General features: G+C 60.2%; 12 protein-coding genes. 6 read left to right on the top strand and 6 right to left on the bottom strand.

Features of this window, described 5'->3' with window-relative positions; translation table 11 throughout:
• The 4 genes from ACWR1S_RS16790 to ACWR1S_RS16775 form a co-directional block, all read right to left on the bottom strand.
• On the bottom strand, nucleotides 1–748 hold a 748-nt coding region (locus ACWR1S_RS16790), incomplete at its 3' end, for an alpha/beta hydrolase (RefSeq protein WP_454564287.1).
• Nucleotides 749–1636 carry a KPN_02809 family neutral zinc metallopeptidase gene (gene ypfJ / locus ACWR1S_RS16785; protein WP_454564286.1) on the bottom strand — a complete coding sequence of 296 codons (888 nt, stop codon included), beginning with the start codon at nucleotides 1634–1636 and terminating at the stop codon, nucleotides 749–751.
• A gap of 192 nt (nucleotides 1637–1828) precedes the next feature.
• Entirely contained in the window at nucleotides 1829–2662 is an 834-nt protein-coding gene (locus tag ACWR1S_RS16780; protein WP_454564285.1) for an aldo/keto reductase, read from the bottom strand.
• Nucleotides 2646–4385 carry an FAD-dependent oxidoreductase gene (locus ACWR1S_RS16775; RefSeq protein ID WP_454564284.1) on the bottom strand — a complete coding sequence of 580 codons (1740 nt, stop codon included), beginning with the start codon at nucleotides 4383–4385 and terminating at the stop codon, nucleotides 2646–2648. Before ACWR1S_RS16775 ends, ACWR1S_RS16780 begins: the two co-directional genes overlap by 17 nt.
• Nucleotides 4386–4562: 177 nt before the next feature.
• Here ACWR1S_RS16775 and ACWR1S_RS16770 point away from each other — a divergent pair, with 177 nt between their 5' ends.
• The 4 genes from ACWR1S_RS16770 (at nucleotide 4563) to ACWR1S_RS16755 (ending at nucleotide 8469) form a co-directional block, all read left to right on the top strand.
• Nucleotides 4563–5339, top strand: coding sequence for an IclR family transcriptional regulator (locus ACWR1S_RS16770; protein WP_454564283.1), 777 nt, complete (start codon nucleotides 4563–4565; stop codon nucleotides 5337–5339).
• Between the two features lie 243 nt (nucleotides 5340–5582).
• The gene (locus ACWR1S_RS16765) at nucleotides 5583–6644 is read left to right on the top strand and encodes a Gfo/Idh/MocA family protein (protein ID WP_454564282.1); all 1062 of its coding nucleotides are present in this window, start codon (nucleotides 5583–5585) and stop codon (nucleotides 6642–6644) included.
• Nucleotides 6645–6646: 2 nt separating this feature from the next.
• The gene (locus tag ACWR1S_RS16760; RefSeq protein ID WP_454564281.1) at nucleotides 6647–7462 is read left to right on the top strand and encodes a sugar phosphate isomerase/epimerase family protein; all 816 of its coding nucleotides are present in this window, start codon (nucleotides 6647–6649) and stop codon (nucleotides 7460–7462) included.
• Between the two features lie 116 nt (nucleotides 7463–7578).
• The gene (locus ACWR1S_RS16755) at nucleotides 7579–8469 is read left to right on the top strand and encodes a DMT family transporter (RefSeq protein WP_454564280.1); all 891 of its coding nucleotides are present in this window, start codon (nucleotides 7579–7581) and stop codon (nucleotides 8467–8469) included.
• Between the two features lie 103 nt (nucleotides 8470–8572).
• Here the strand turns inward: ACWR1S_RS16755 and ACWR1S_RS16750 are convergent, their stop codons facing one another.
• Nucleotides 8573–9910 (bottom strand): MFS transporter, encoded by a 1338-nt coding sequence (locus ACWR1S_RS16750; RefSeq protein WP_141126448.1) that lies wholly within the window; start codon nucleotides 9908–9910, stop codon nucleotides 8573–8575.
• Between the two features lie 269 nt (nucleotides 9911–10179).
• Here ACWR1S_RS16750 and quiC point away from each other — a divergent pair, with 269 nt between their 5' ends.
• Nucleotides 10180–12081, top strand: coding sequence for a 3-dehydroshikimate dehydratase QuiC (quiC, locus tag ACWR1S_RS16745; RefSeq protein ID WP_454564279.1), 1902 nt, complete (start codon nucleotides 10180–10182; stop codon nucleotides 12079–12081).
• A gap of 101 nt (nucleotides 12082–12182) precedes the next feature.
• Nucleotides 12183–12860: a TetR family transcriptional regulator gene (locus tag ACWR1S_RS16740; protein ID WP_454564278.1), complete on the top strand. Its 678-nt coding sequence runs from the start codon at nucleotides 12183–12185 to the stop codon at nucleotides 12858–12860.
• Between the two features lie 78 nt (nucleotides 12861–12938).
• Here the strand turns inward: ACWR1S_RS16740 and ACWR1S_RS16735 are convergent, their stop codons facing one another.
• Nucleotides 12939–13793 carry a shikimate dehydrogenase gene (locus ACWR1S_RS16735; protein WP_454564277.1) on the bottom strand — a complete coding sequence of 285 codons (855 nt, stop codon included), beginning with the start codon at nucleotides 13791–13793 and terminating at the stop codon, nucleotides 12939–12941.

The raw sequence follows: 13793 nt of genomic DNA, 5'->3' as shown, positions 1-13793 counted from the left end.
GATCAATATCCTGCTGCCCCAGCAGATAAATCACCTCGCGTTTGACGTAACTGCTTTCAAGCTGCAACGGCGTTTGCCCACCGGCATACACTGGCGCGTCTGACAAGCCGTACTTCCAGCGATTGAAACCCGCGCACTTGGCGTGATCGAACGCCACCGGCCGTTGTTCATTGAAGTAGGCATACGATGACGGGTTGGCGACCACGTAGCGCAAGCGAATGCCGTTGGCCTTCAGCGCCGGCTGATCCTTGGCCAGCAGGGCATAACGCTGCACCACCTGGCCGCCACCGGAATGACCGAAGATCACGATCTGCTTTACGTCCGGAAACTGTTTGCGATCGCTGATCCGTCCAACGATCTCATCGAGCGCGGAATAGGAACTCAACGGATTCGGCCCTGTGGATAACCCGCCGCCCATCCACTCGTTGCCCTGCCAGCGCAGGACGGTTGTGGGCAGCGAGTACAGCGCGACATCACTCTCATTGAGAAACTGCGGGGCGATCACCAGGGTGTGCGCGCTTTGCCCGGCCAGCTCGGCCGCGCTCTCGGCGCTTTTGCGATAGGTTTCGGCGTTGCGCAAGCGGCCATGAATGACGATCAGCACCCGCTCGATCTTCTCGGGCGCGGGGCCGATGCCCACCGCCATTTCCCCGGCCTTGAGTTGCAAACGACCGGGGCTGATCGCATCGACACCGGCGGCTTGCGCGGTGCTGCCAACGATCAGTAACGCCAAAAGCCATTTATGCATTTACAGGTTTTTCGCCGCGAAGGTATCGCATTGGCCGACCTGGCCCTGTGCGAATCCGGTTTTGAACCAGCGCACCCTTTGCGCCGACGTACCGTGGGTAAACGAGTCCGGCACCACACGGCCCTGACCCTGTTGCTGCAGGCGATCATCACCGATGGCGTTGGCCGCGTTCAAGGCTTCTTCGATGTCGCCCGGTTCCAGCCAGTTCAAACGCTTTTGCGCGTTGTAGGCCCAGACGCCGGCGAGGCAGTCAGCCTGCAATTCCTGACGCACCAGCAAACCGCCGTCGCCTTCCATCTGCCGGCCTTGCTGGCGGGCTGTCTGAATTTTCGCCGAGACGCCGAGAAGTGTCTGCACATGGTGTCCGACTTCATGCGCGATCACGTAGGCCTGAGCGAAGTCGCCGGCGGCTTTGAAGTGTTGCGACATTTCCTGGAAGAACGCCATGTCCAGATAGACCTTCTGATCGGCCGGGCAATAGAACGGACCGGTGGCCGAGGTGGCCAGACCGCAGGCGGAATTGACCCGGTTGCTGAACAGCACCAGGGTCGGGTCTTTATATTGGCGCCCGGCCTGCTGGAAAATCGCGCCCCAGGTGTCTTCGGTGTCGCCAAGGATCGAGCGGACGAATTCGGCCTGTTCATCGTTGGCCGGCGGTGCCTGACGGGTTTGCGAGGTCGGCGCCGCTTGTTGTGTGGATTGCCCGGCGAGCTGACCGAGGATCTGCAGCGGATCCTGCCCGGTGATCCAACCGATGCCGACGATCAGCAGAATTGCCCCCAGACTCAGGCCTTTGCCGCCTCCGAAACGCATGCCGCCGCCACCGCCGGCATCATCACCACGGGCATCGACGACGTTGTCACTGCGTCGGCCTTTTTTCCATAGCATGTGGGAATCCTCTGTGTGTATCGGGTGGTGATGAGTGTTGCTGTTGTGTGAGTGTGGCGCCAGTCCGGTCGTCCGTCTATTGGCCACATGCAAACAGGCCCGGCCTCGTGTTGACGAGGTCGGGCCTGTTATTGACGGTCTGGCGCGCGGCAAATTCAACTCCGCTCAGGATTTCTATCGCTGGATTATCAATCAGCGATCAAAGGCATCCCACTGCGGTGCGAAATCCGGGCTGACCTGGCGTTGATTTTTCGGCAGTGCGGCAATCAATGCGCGGTCTTCATCGTCGAGTTCGACCTGCAGCGAGGCGAGGTTGGCCAGTTGATTGGTGCGGCTGCTGGCCTTGGGAATCGCTGCGACGTTGGGTTGGTCGAGCAACCATTTCAATGCGACCTGGGTCGGCAGCACGCCGTGCTTTTGGGCGATCTGTTGGATCTGTGGAATATCCGAGACCTTGTTGCGCGCCAGCGGGGTGTAGGCCGTCAGTGCCATGTCGTGTTGACGGGCGTAGTCGAGCAGGGCGTTTTGGCCGAGGAGGACGTGGTATTCGACCTGAATCGCTGACAGACCAATGCCATATTCCTCGACGACTTTGCGCAGCAACGGCAGCGGAAAATTCGCCACGCCGATATTGCGCGCCAGGCCTTGCTCCTTGAAAGAGGCGAGCGTTTCGAGGGTGCGTGGCAGGTCCCAGTCGGTGGTCGGCCAATGGATCATGAACAGGTCGACATAGTCACTGCGCAAGGCTGTGAGGCTGCGGTCCATGGAGTGGCGCATGGCGTCGGGTTGCAGCTGATCCCACCAGACCTTGGTGGTGACGTGAATCTGTTCGCGCGGTGTCGGGGTATTCGCCAGTGCTTGTCCGACGGCGTCTTCATTGTTGTAGGCCGCTGCCGTGTCGATGTGTCGATAACCCAGTTCCAGTGCTTGCTCCACGGCGCGAGTGCATTCGTCGCCGAGCATCGGCCAGGTGCCGAGGCCGAGTTTCGGCATGTTCAAACCTTGGGCATTAACGATGTGCTGCATGGTCGATCTCCTCTTCGAAAGCAGTCATGCCGGCAATGTGCCGGGCGGCGATGTAACCGAAAGTCAGCGCCGGGCCGAGGTTGATCCCGCCCGCCGGGTAATGGCCACCCATGATGCTGGCCATGTCGCCGCCGGCGGCGTAGAGGCCGGCGATGGGTTGTTCGTTGGCATCCAGCACTTGCGCGTGCGGGTTGACCTTGAGTCCGGCGAAGGTGCCGAAGCAGCCCGGCTGGACTTTCACGGCGTAGAACGGGCCGGTGTCTAATGGGGCAACGCAAGGGTTGGGAAGGTTCGCCGGATCACCCTGTTTGCGGTTGTAGGGTGTGGCGCCGCGACCGAACAACGGGTCTTCGCCGTGACGGGCATGGCGGTTGTAGTTATCCACAGTCTGGCGCAAGCCGCTCGGGTCGATACCGCAGGCGACGGCCAATTCTTCAACGGTGTTACCGGTTTTCAGATAGCCGCTGCGGATAAATGCTGACACTGGCAGCGGAAACGGCCGCGATATACCCAGTCCATAACGCCGTTGAAAGGCGCGCGTGCAGATCAGCCAGGAGGCGACTTCTTCACCTTCCGGCGCAGTGGCGACCATGGCGCTGACATAGTCGTAATAACCATTCGCTTCATTGACGAAGCGCTGGCCGTTGCGCAGCACGCCGATGATCCCGGGTTTGCCGCGCTCGATGATGTGTGGGAAATGGCCGGTGCTGCCGTCGGAGTGTGGCACTTGCGATACCGGTGCCCAGGCAACTGGCGAAGCCACATCGGTATTGACCCGAGCGCCGACGCTTTCGCCCAGGCGCAGACCATCGCCGTTGACGGCCAGCGGTGGCAGCGCCCAATGCTCGTGACCGGTCGGCGTGCGCGGGAACAGGGCTTTGCGCCGCTCAATGTCATTGGCAAAACCTCCGGCGGCGAGCACCACGGCTTTTCGTGCATGAATGCGGATCGGGCCTTTGCCCGTGTTGACCACAGCACCCGAAACGCGCGAGCCGTCACGCAGCAGTTCCGACACAGGCGCCGATTCCCAGAGCAGAACGCCAAGGTCTTCGGCAGACTTTGCCAGCCTTGCCACCAGTGCGACGCCGTTGACCAGTTGCATCGCCCGGCCATGCACGGCGAGGTCGAACAGGTGCCGAGTGAAACGTTGGGTCACATGCCATGCGGCTTTCAACGAGCGCGTCAGATTGAGGAACGCCGACAGATCCGCCCCGGCCATGATCGGCATACCCATGAAGGATGTTTCGCGCAGGGTGGTACGAAGGCGCTTGAGCAGGCGTCCGACTTTGCGTCCGTCGTAAGGCGCCGCGATGACCGAGCGGCCACCAGTGCCAGCGCCCGGCGTGTCACCATGAATGTCGGCGATGGCGTTGCCGTCGGCAAATTGCAGGGCGGTGTGCTGTTCGAAAAACGCGACCATGCGCGGCCCGGCTTGAAGAAAGGCGTCGATCATCGCCGGGTCAAAGTGTTCGCCCAGTTCATGGCGCAGATAGGTGCGCGGTTGTTCGATGTCTTCGATGATCCCGCCACGACGGGCCAAGGGGTTGCACGGCACCCACGCCCAGCCGCCGGACCACGCGGTGGCGCCACCGAACACCGAATCTTTTTCGACGACGATGACTTTCAAACCATGCCACGCGGTGGTGACGGCGGCCGACAACCCGGCAGCGCCGGAGCCGACGACCAGCACGTCGCAGTCGATATCAGGGAGTTCGGCAGACATCAAACAACGCTCCAGCGTTAAATTTTTTTTGGAATTAGATTCCAGAAAATAACCAGCGCTGCCGTCGCACGACAAGCCTTGAAGCAACAAAGCGGGCGGTTATCGAACAACGGGTTCCAGATTTCGCTTTGCCGCCGATGTCTTCTAGAATCGGCAAAATTTCACTCGGATGTCCCCATGGCTGGCAGTCAAATCGAACGGGTTTTCAGCGTGCTGGAAAGCCTCACCAGTGATCCGCGCGGGCTGCCGATGCAGACCCTGGCCGAGCAACTGGATATCCCCAAAAGCGCGACGCACCGCTTGCTCGCCGAGCTGATTCGCTTGGGCTATGTGCGGCAGAACGCGGAAACCCTGCGTTATCACCTGTCGACCAAACTGGTGGCGATGGGTTTCCAGTACTTGTCGAGCAGCGGTGCCGATATCGTCCAGCCGGTGCTCGATCGGCTGGCGGAGGAAACCGGCGAGCTGGTGCGTTTGGGCGTGATCGACGGCGAGCGCCAGACCTGGATTGCCAAGGCGCAAGGTGCGCGCACCGGTCTGCGTTATGACCCGGACATGGGCCGCGATGCGCCACTGTTCTACACCGCGTCCGGGCATGCGTGGCTGGCCTGCATGAGCGACGCCGAGGCGCTGTCGCTGGTCGAGCGGCAGGCCGCGGAAGTGCCGGTGGGCGTGGGGCCGAATGCGCCGCGCTCCAATATCGAATTGCTGGAGCGGCTGCGCCTGGCTCGGGAGCAGGGCTATGCCTGGGTTGAGGAAAGTTCGGCGGTGGGGACTTCGGCGATTGCGGCTGTGGTGAGGCATCCAACGGATGGTCGGGTGATCGGTGTACTCAGTATTGCTGGGCCGAGTGCGCGGATGCCGGGGGCACGGTTGCATGAATTGGCGCCGCTGTTGCTGACATTCACCGAAGAATTATCAGCAGCCAGCCTGGCCTCAGAACTGTTTATCTAATCCGAGTTCACACAGACCCCCTGTAGGAGTGAGCCTGCTCGCGATAGCGGTATGTCAGCCAACGTTAACGGCGACTGACACTCCGCGATCGCGAGCAGGCTCACTCCTACAGGGGATTTTTGTTGTTCACGAAGTTGTGCGGTGTTCGCACGGATTTGAAAACGATGGGTGTTTGATTCTGGAACTCGGTTCTAAATTGTTTGCGGAGTGTCATTCCGAGAACAATCACAAGAGGACCGCACCTTGAATTCGCCCCTTCGAATCGCCTTGATCGGTGCCGGCAACATGGGTCAGCAACATTATCGGCATCTGCAAACCCTCAACGAAGCGACGCTGTGCGCAGTGGCTGATCCCGGGCCGCAAGCCGCAGCGCTAGCGGCTTATTGGGGTATCAGGCATTTCGCTGATCATCGTCAGATGCTCGAGCACATCAGGCCAGACGCGGTGATCGTCGCCAATCCGAATAACCAGCACGTCGCTACGGCGCTCGATTGCCTGGCGGCAGGCGTACCGGTGCTCTTGGAGAAACCCGTCGGCGTGCACCTGGATGAAGCGCGCGAGCTGGTCGCTGCGGTTAAACGCAGCGGCGTACCGGTGCTGGTCGGTCATCATCGGCGCCACAACCCGCTGATCGCGCGCGCCCATGAGTTGCTGCAGAGCGGGGCACTCGGGCGCCTGACCACGGTGACCGCACTGTTCCAGTTGCGCAAACCCGACAGCTACTTCGAGATCCCGTGGCGCCGCGAACCGGGCGCCGGGATGTTGCTGACCAATCTGATTCACGACCTCGACCTGCTGCGTCACCTGTGCGGCGAAGTGCGCTCGGTACAAGCGATCACCGACAATTCAGTGCGCGGGTTCGCCAACGAAGACAGTGCGGCGGTGTTGCTGCAATTCGAGGGGGGCACATTGGGCACATTGAGCGGTTCCGACGCGGTTGTCGCGCCGTGGAGTTGGGAGCTGGATTCCGGCGAGAACCCGGTGTACCCACGTCAGTCCGATCAGCCGTGCTATCTGCTAGCGGGGACTGCTGGCGCCTTGAGCATTCCGCAACTCAAGCGTTGGCATTATGCCGCTGATCAGGTCGACGCCGGTTGGCATGAACCCTTGTTGATGGTCGAAGAGTCCTACAGCGGTGACGACGCTTTACGCTTGCAGTTACAGCATTTCGTACGTGTAGCGCGGCGTGAAGTCGCGCCACTGGTGAGTGCTGCCGATGCCGCCCGCACTCTTGCGCTGATTGAAGCCATTCGTGAGGCTGCCGCCACCGGCCGTGCCTGCGTCCCTGCGTTGATCGAGGCTTGAAGATGAGTGAACGAATTCTGTCCCTGGCCAGCCTCACCGTGCTGGAGTTGTCACCGCCGCAAATGGTCGAAGTGGCCGCCCGCGCGGGTTACAGCCATGTCGGCCTGCGCCTGGAACCGGCGACGCCTGAGGAATATCACTTCCCGTTGGTAGCCGATGGCGACTTGCGGCGTCAGACCTTGCAGCGACTGCGTGATACCGGTGTCCGTGTGCTCGACGTGGAAATCCTGCGCTTGAAACCGCAGACCGTCGTCGCCGACTTCGAGAAACTGCTTACGGTCGGCGCGGAGTTTGGTGCCACAGAGTTACTCGTTGCCGGTAATGATCCTGACGAACAGCGCCTCACCGACAACTTCGCGGCGCTGTGTGATCTGTCCGCGCCTTACGGGTTGCATCCGCATCTGGAGTTCATGCCCTGGACCGATGCGCGCAATCTTGAGCAAGCGTTGCGCATTGTCGAGAACGCGGATCGGACAAACGCTGCGGTGCTGGTCGATGCGTTTCACTTTGATCGTTCGGCGTCACGCCTGGAGGATCTGGCTGAGGTGCCAGCGTCGCGCCTGCGTTACGCGCAATTATGTGATGTGGCGGGGCCGAGACCGTCAGATATGGCCGAGATCTTGCGTCAGGCGCGCAACGAGCGGCGGTTTCCCGGCGAGGGTGATTGTGATCTACGCGGGTTGCTGAAAGCGCTGCCGACTAATATTCCACTGAGTCTGGAAATTCCCACGGTGAAACTGCTCGAGCAGGGCGTAAGCGGATTAGAGCGAGCGCAGATGGCGATCGGCAGAACCCGGGAATTATTGGCGCGGCTTTAAGCGGTGCTGCGCACCTATCGTGGGCAAGCCCGCTGCCACAGGGACCGTGTTGTTCCTGTGGCGGCGAGACTTTCCTGCGAAGGTTTTTGATCTTTTTGGCAACACAAGGAAATCCAATGACCGTCAGCACCCCGCTCTCCGGAGTCAACCAACCCTTCAAGGGGATCTTGCTGATTGTCGTGGCAACCTTCCTGTTCTCCAGTCACGACGCGCTATCGAAATACCTGTCCGGTTTCTATCCGATCGTGATGGTGGTCTGGGCGCGTTATCTGGTGCACACACTGCTGATGGCGGGGATTTTCCTGCCGCAATCCGGGTTGCGCGTTTTGCGTACGAAGAAGCCGTTATGGCAGCTGACGCGGGCACTTTGTCTACTCGGTACCAGCCTGTTTTTCACCACGGCGCTGCTGTATATCCCGTTGGCGGAAGCCACGGCGGTCAACTTTCTCGCGCCGGTATTGGTGACCGCATTGTCGGTGCCGCTGCTCAAGGAGCGAGTGACACGCGGCCAATGGATCGCGGTGATCTGCGGCTTTATCGGTGTGCTGATCATCGTCCATCCCGGCGGTGAGTTGTTCACACCGGCAGTGTTACTGCCCTTCTGTTCGGCGCTGTTTTTCTGCTTCTATCAGTTGCTGACACGCAAGCTCGCCGAAGTCGACAGCCCGACCACCAGCAACTTCTTCGCCGGGCTGTGCAACACGCTGGTGATGAGTGCGCTGGTGCCGTTCTTCTGGCAAGTGCCGACGCTGAGCCACGCCACGTTGATGATCGCGCTGGGCAGTTGCGGGATGACCGCGCATCTGTTTCTGACCCAGGCGTTTCGTCATGCCGCACCGGCACTGCTGGCGCCGTTCGGTTATTGCCAGATCGTGTTTGCCGGGTTGTTGGGCTGGTTGCTGTTCAATCACACGCCGAGTCTGCTGACGATCATCGGTATTGCAGTGATCTGTTGCAGCGGACTGGCGGCAGCGTGGCAGCAGAGCAGAAAACACAAACCCCTGTAGGAGCTGACGAGTGAAACGAGGCTGCGATCTTTTGATCTTCAACATCAAGATCAAAAGATCGCAGCGTGCCGCAGCTCCTACAAGGGAGCCGGGTGTAGGCAGGTTATTCGGTGATGGTCGGAATCTTGCGCGGTGCCATGAAGTACATCCACGTCAGCGCAAGAAAATACATCGCCGGAATCAGGGTGAACAACACGGTGTAGTTGTTGTTGGTGACGGTGAGGATGTGGCCGACGATCTGGGTCATGAACATCCCGCCGATCGCTGCGCACATGCCGCCGAAACCGAACACCGTGCTCATCATGTGTTTGGGCGTGTAGTCCATCACCAGGCTCCAGATGTTCGCCGTCCAAGCCTGATGCGCACCGATGGCGAGGGAGATCGCGGCGACTGCAACCCACAGATTGGCAGAGCCGGCGGCCATGACCACACCGATGATGCAGCAGGCAAACAGGAACATCGACAGCAGGCGCGCCTTGATCGAGTTCATCCCGCGACCGATCAGGAACGAAGACAGAATGCCGCCACCGACGCTGCCGAAGTCAGCGGTCACATAGATGATGATCAGCGGAATACCCATCTGGGTGACGTTGATGCCCAGGTTGTATTGCTGATTGAGAAACGGCGGCAGCCAGTACAGGTAGAACCAGAACACCGGCGCGGTCAGCGAGTAGGCGAGGGCGAAGGCCCAGGTGCCGCGCATACGCAGGATTTTCGAGAACGGCACGCGGGCCTGTTCCGGTTCGACTTCTTTCTGGATGTAGTCCAGCTCGGACTGCTTAACGCTCGGGTGATCTTCCGGGTTGAAATACTTCAAGCCCCAGAACAGCAACCAGATCCCGCCGAGTGCCGACATGCACAGGAACGCCGCTTGCCAGCCCCAGACGTGCAGCACCAGCGGCAGCAGCATTGGCGTGAACATCGCGCCAACGTTGGTGCCGGCGTTGAAGATGCCGGTGGCCACTGCACGTTCGCCGGCCGGGAACCACAGGCGTGTGGTTTTCACGCAGGCCGGGTAGTTCGCCGCTTCGGTCAGACCGAGGATGAACCGGCAGACCATGAAACCAACGGCCGACGTCGCCAGACCGTGAGCGCCGGTGGCCAGGCTCCACAGCAGCACGGCGCAGAAGAACACGCGCTTGACGCCGACCCGGTCGATCAACCGGCCCTGCAGGACGAAACCGATCGCGTAGCCGACCTGAAACCAGAAGTTGATGTTGGCGTAATCCATCGCCGTCCAGCTCATTTCCTTGGCGAGGATTGGCTGCATGACGCCGAGGGCGGCGCGGTCGATGTAGTTCAGGGTCGTGGCGAAAAACACCAGCGCCAGCATGCCCCAACGGGTCTTGCCGACAGCCATGGCGCCGCGGATCTTGTCGCCGATGCCACCCGTGGCAGTGCTCATGGCCGGGGCCATGCGGGAAGTCTGTGAAGGAATCATGTGTTCCACCCGTTTTTGGATTTGTTATTTGGTGTGCTTTTTACTTTGCACGCTGCGACCGGTGGTTCAGATCCGGACTCAATGTGCGGTCGATGTTGGGCAGTGGACGAAAAATCGTCAATTCGCCAAACCGCCATTGTGTTCGATAATCGCACGCAAAACTAACCGGGTAGTACACTTTAAATTGCTGCCACGTTCGATGCAGCCAATAATTTCCCTCACTACAAAAACCATCCCAGCCAAAAGCGGCGAAGTCCGGGAGTTGAAACATGCAGCGTTCCATTGCCACCGTTTCCTTGAGCGGCACCCTGCCGGAAAAACTCGAAGCCATCGCCGCCGCCGGGTTCGACGGGGTGGAGATTTTCGAAAACGACCTCCTGTACTACGACGGCAGTCCGCGGGAAATTAAACAGATGTGCGCCGATCTCGGCATCGCCATCACCCTGTTTCAGCCGTTCCGCGATTTCGAAGGCTGCCGCCGCGATCGCCTGGCGCGCAATCTGGAGCGGGCGGAACGCAAGTTCGATTTGATGCAGGAGCTTGGCACCGACCTGGTGCTGGTTTGCAGCAACGCCTCGGCCGACAGCGTCGGCGACCAACAAATTCTAGTCGATGACCTGCGGCTGCTGGCCGAGCATGCCGGTGCGCGCGGTTTGCGCATTGGTTACGAAGCGCTGGCGTGGGGCCGTCACGTGAATACTTATCAACAGGTCTGGGACATCGTGCGTCAGGCCGATCACCCGAGCCTCGGTGTGTTGCTCGACAGCTTTCACACCTTGTCGCTGAAGGGTGATCCAAGCGCCATCGCCGATATTCCCGGCGACAAGATCTTCTTTGTGCAAATGGCTGACGCGCCGATTCTGCAGATGGATGTGCTGGAGTGGAGCCGGCATTTCCGCTGCTTCCCTGGGCAGGGCGAGTTCGATTTGCCGGGGTTCCTCGCGCCGATCATCCAGAGTGGTTACACCGGGCCGCTGTCGCTGGAAATCTTCAACGACGGCTTCCGCGCCGCGCCACCACGGGCCAATGCCGCCGACGGTTTGCGCTCGCTGCTGTATCTGGAAGAGAAGACCCGCCAGCGTCTGGAGCAGGAAACCAAACTTGTGGCCAACCGCGAAATTCTCTTCGAAACACCGAAGGCCAGTGAGTACAACGGCATCGAGTTTCTTGAGTTCGCCGTCGATGAAAGCCTCGGCGCCAAGCTGTCGAACTGGCTGGAGCGCCTCGGGTTCGTCAAGGCCGGGCAGCATCGATCCAAGAGCGTGAGCCTGTTGCGTCAGGGCGATATCAATTTGATCCTCAACTCCGAACCTTACTCTTTCGCCCACAGCTTTTTCGAGGCCCACGGCCCGTCGCTGTGCGCCACCGCCGTGCGGGTCAAGGACAGCGCCAGTGCCTTGGCCCGTGCCGTCGCTTACAAAGGTCAGCCCTATCGCGGACTGGTCGGCCCCAACGAGCTGGAACTGGCGGCGGTGCGCGCACCCGACGGCAGCCTGATTTATCTGGTCGATGAACAGGCCGACGTCTATGGCACCGATTTCAATCTGCTGGCGGATGCGCCGGCACGCGGCGGTCTCAAGCGTATCGATCACATGGCCATGGCGCTGCCGGCCGACAGCCTCGACAGTTGGGTGCTGTTCTACAAGAGCCTGCTGGATTTTGAGGCGGACGATGAAGTGGTACTGCCCGATCCGTACGGGCTGGTGAAGAGCCGCGCATTGCGCAGTCGCGACAGTTCGATCCGCTTGCCGCTGAACATCTCCGAGAACCGCAACACCGCCATCTCCCACGCGCTGTCGAGTTACCGTGGCTCCGGTGTGCATCACATCGCCTTCGATTGTGATGACATCTTCGCCGAAGTCAGTCGCGCCAAAGAAGCCGGCGTACCGCTGCTGGATATTCCGCTCAACTATTACGACGACCTCGCCGCACGCTTCGATTTTGACGACGAATTCCTCAGCGAACTGGCCTATTACAACGTCTTGTACGACCGTGATGCCCAGGGCGGTGAGCTGTTCCACGTCTACACCGAGCCGTTCGAAGGGCGCTTCTTCTTCGAGATTATCCAGCGCAAGAACGGCTATGCCGGGTATGGCGCGGCGAACGTCGCGGTGCGTCTGGCGGCGATGGCCAAGTCACGCAGTGGCGCCGTGCGCCAGGCGAAGTTGTAGGAAATTCGTAAACGCAGGATTAAACACAGGTCCCGCGGCTTCCTTCACTGTGCTGCGCGGCCCATAATCGCCGCCTGTGCAGTGATGGCCGTGAGCCCGCAATGACGATGAATACAGAACTTTCCGCAGCTCCTGAAGTGTCCGCCGTAGAGCCGCGCAAGAGTCGCAAGAACAACCCGGAAAAGACCCGCGAGAACATCTTGCAGGAGGCGATCGTCGAGTTCGTCCAGCAAGGCTTGTCGGGTGCCCGCGTCGACGCGATCGCCGAGCGCATCCACACCTCCAAACGCATGATCTATTACTACTTCGGCAGTAAGGAGCAGTTGTACGTCGAGGTGCTGGAGAAGCTTTACGGTGATATCCGCAGCACCGAAAACCGCCTGCACCTGGCCGAGCTGGCGCCGGTTGAGGCGATTCGGCGACTGGTCGAATTCACCTTCGATCACCACGACCGCAATGTCGATTTCGTGCGCATCGTCAGCATCGAGAACATCCACAACGCCGAATACGTGAAGCGTTCCGATGCGATCAAGGCGATGAATAACACCATCCTCGATTCACTCGGCGAGATTCTGCGTCGTGGTGCTGCTGAAGGTGTTTTCCGTGCGGGGCTGGATGCGCTGGATGTGCATTTGCTGATCAGTTCGTTCTGCTTCTATCGCGTATCGAACCGGCACACGTTTGGCGAGATTTTCCAGATCGATCTGCCCGATGAGAGCATCAAGCAGCGGCATCGCGAGATGATTTGCGAATCGGTGTTGCGCTACCTGCAAGCCTGACAATCAAAAGATCGCAGCCTTCGGCAGCTCCTACACCGATCCCTGTAGGAGCTGCCGCAGGCTGCGATCTTTTGATCTTCAACCATTCATGCTTTGAAAATGCGCCAGCATCCGCTGCGCATCCGGCGCCACGCCGCTGAACAATTCAAACGCCTTCACTGCCTGAAACACCGCCATATTGCCGCCATCCAGTGTCCGGCAACCGAGCGCACGGGCATTGCGCAGCAGTTCGGTTTCCAGCGGGAAATACACAATCTCCGCCACCCACAATGCCTTGCGCAGCAGCTCGACCGGCACCGGCATGCCCGGCAGTTTGGCCATGCCCATCGGCGTAGTGTTGACCAGACCGTCGGCCTGATTCAGCGTGCTCGGCAGATCCTGACCGGCCACCGCACGACCAAAGCCAAAATGCTGATTGAGATTGTTCGCCAGGCTCTCGGCGCGCTCACTGTCGACATCGAAAATGCTCAGTTGCTGTACGCCTTCGCTCAACAATGCGTGGGCCACTGCCGCGCCCGCACCGCCAGCACCCATCTGGACTACGCGCTCACGGGCAGCGTCCTTCAGGCCACGGCGAAAACCCTCAGCGAAACCGAGGCAATCGGTGTTGTGGCCGATACGTTTGCCATCCTTCAACACCACGGTGTTCACCGCACCGATGCCTTCGGCTTCCGGCGACAACTCATTGAGCAACGGGATGATTGCCTGCTTGCACGGAAAGGTAATGTTCAACCCGGTGTAGTTCATCCGCTCGGCCGCCAGCAGCAGGTCGGGCAGGGCAGTGCTGTCCATTTTCAACTGATCGAGATCGATCAGTCGGTACAGATAACGCAGGCCTTGGGCATCGCCTTCATGCTCATGCAGCGCGGGAGTGCGCGAGGCCTGAATGCCGGCGCCAATCAGCCCGGCGAGTATTACGTTAGAGCGAGACAT

The sequence above is a fragment of the Pseudomonas sp. AIG genome, from assembly GCF_977020205.1.
The sequence above is the reverse complement of the archived record's forward strand: the minus strand, read 5'-3'. Positions and strand labels throughout refer to the sequence as shown.

Bases quoted from the DNA above. Each gene is read 5' to 3' on its own strand.
- ACWR1S_RS16755 (WP_454564280.1), top strand. From the start codon at position 7,579: ATGACCGTCAGCACCCCGCTCTCCGGAGTCAACCAACCCTTCAAGGGG.
- ACWR1S_RS16760 (WP_454564281.1), top strand. From the start codon at position 6,647: ATGAGTGAACGAATTCTGTCCCTGGCCAGCCTCACCGTGCTGGAGTTG.
- ACWR1S_RS16735 (WP_454564277.1), bottom strand. From the start codon at position 13,793: ATGTCTCGCTCTAACGTAATACTCGCCGGGCTGATTGGCGCCGGCATT.
- ypfJ (WP_454564286.1), bottom strand. From the start codon at position 1,636: ATGCTATGGAAAAAAGGCCGACGCAGTGACAACGTCGTCGATGCCCGT.
- ACWR1S_RS16750 (WP_141126448.1), bottom strand. From the start codon at position 9,910: ATGATTCCTTCACAGACTTCCCGCATGGCCCCGGCCATGAGCACTGCC.
- ACWR1S_RS16770 (WP_454564283.1), top strand. From the start codon at position 4,563: ATGGCTGGCAGTCAAATCGAACGGGTTTTCAGCGTGCTGGAAAGCCTC.
- ACWR1S_RS16740 (WP_454564278.1), top strand. From the start codon at position 12,183: ATGACGATGAATACAGAACTTTCCGCAGCTCCTGAAGTGTCCGCCGTA.
- quiC (WP_454564279.1), top strand. From the start codon at position 10,180: ATGCAGCGTTCCATTGCCACCGTTTCCTTGAGCGGCACCCTGCCGGAA.
- ACWR1S_RS16775 (WP_454564284.1), bottom strand. From the start codon at position 4,385: ATGTCTGCCGAACTCCCTGATATCGACTGCGACGTGCTGGTCGTCGGC.
- ACWR1S_RS16780 (WP_454564285.1), bottom strand. From the start codon at position 2,662: ATGCAGCACATCGTTAATGCCCAAGGTTTGAACATGCCGAAACTCGGC.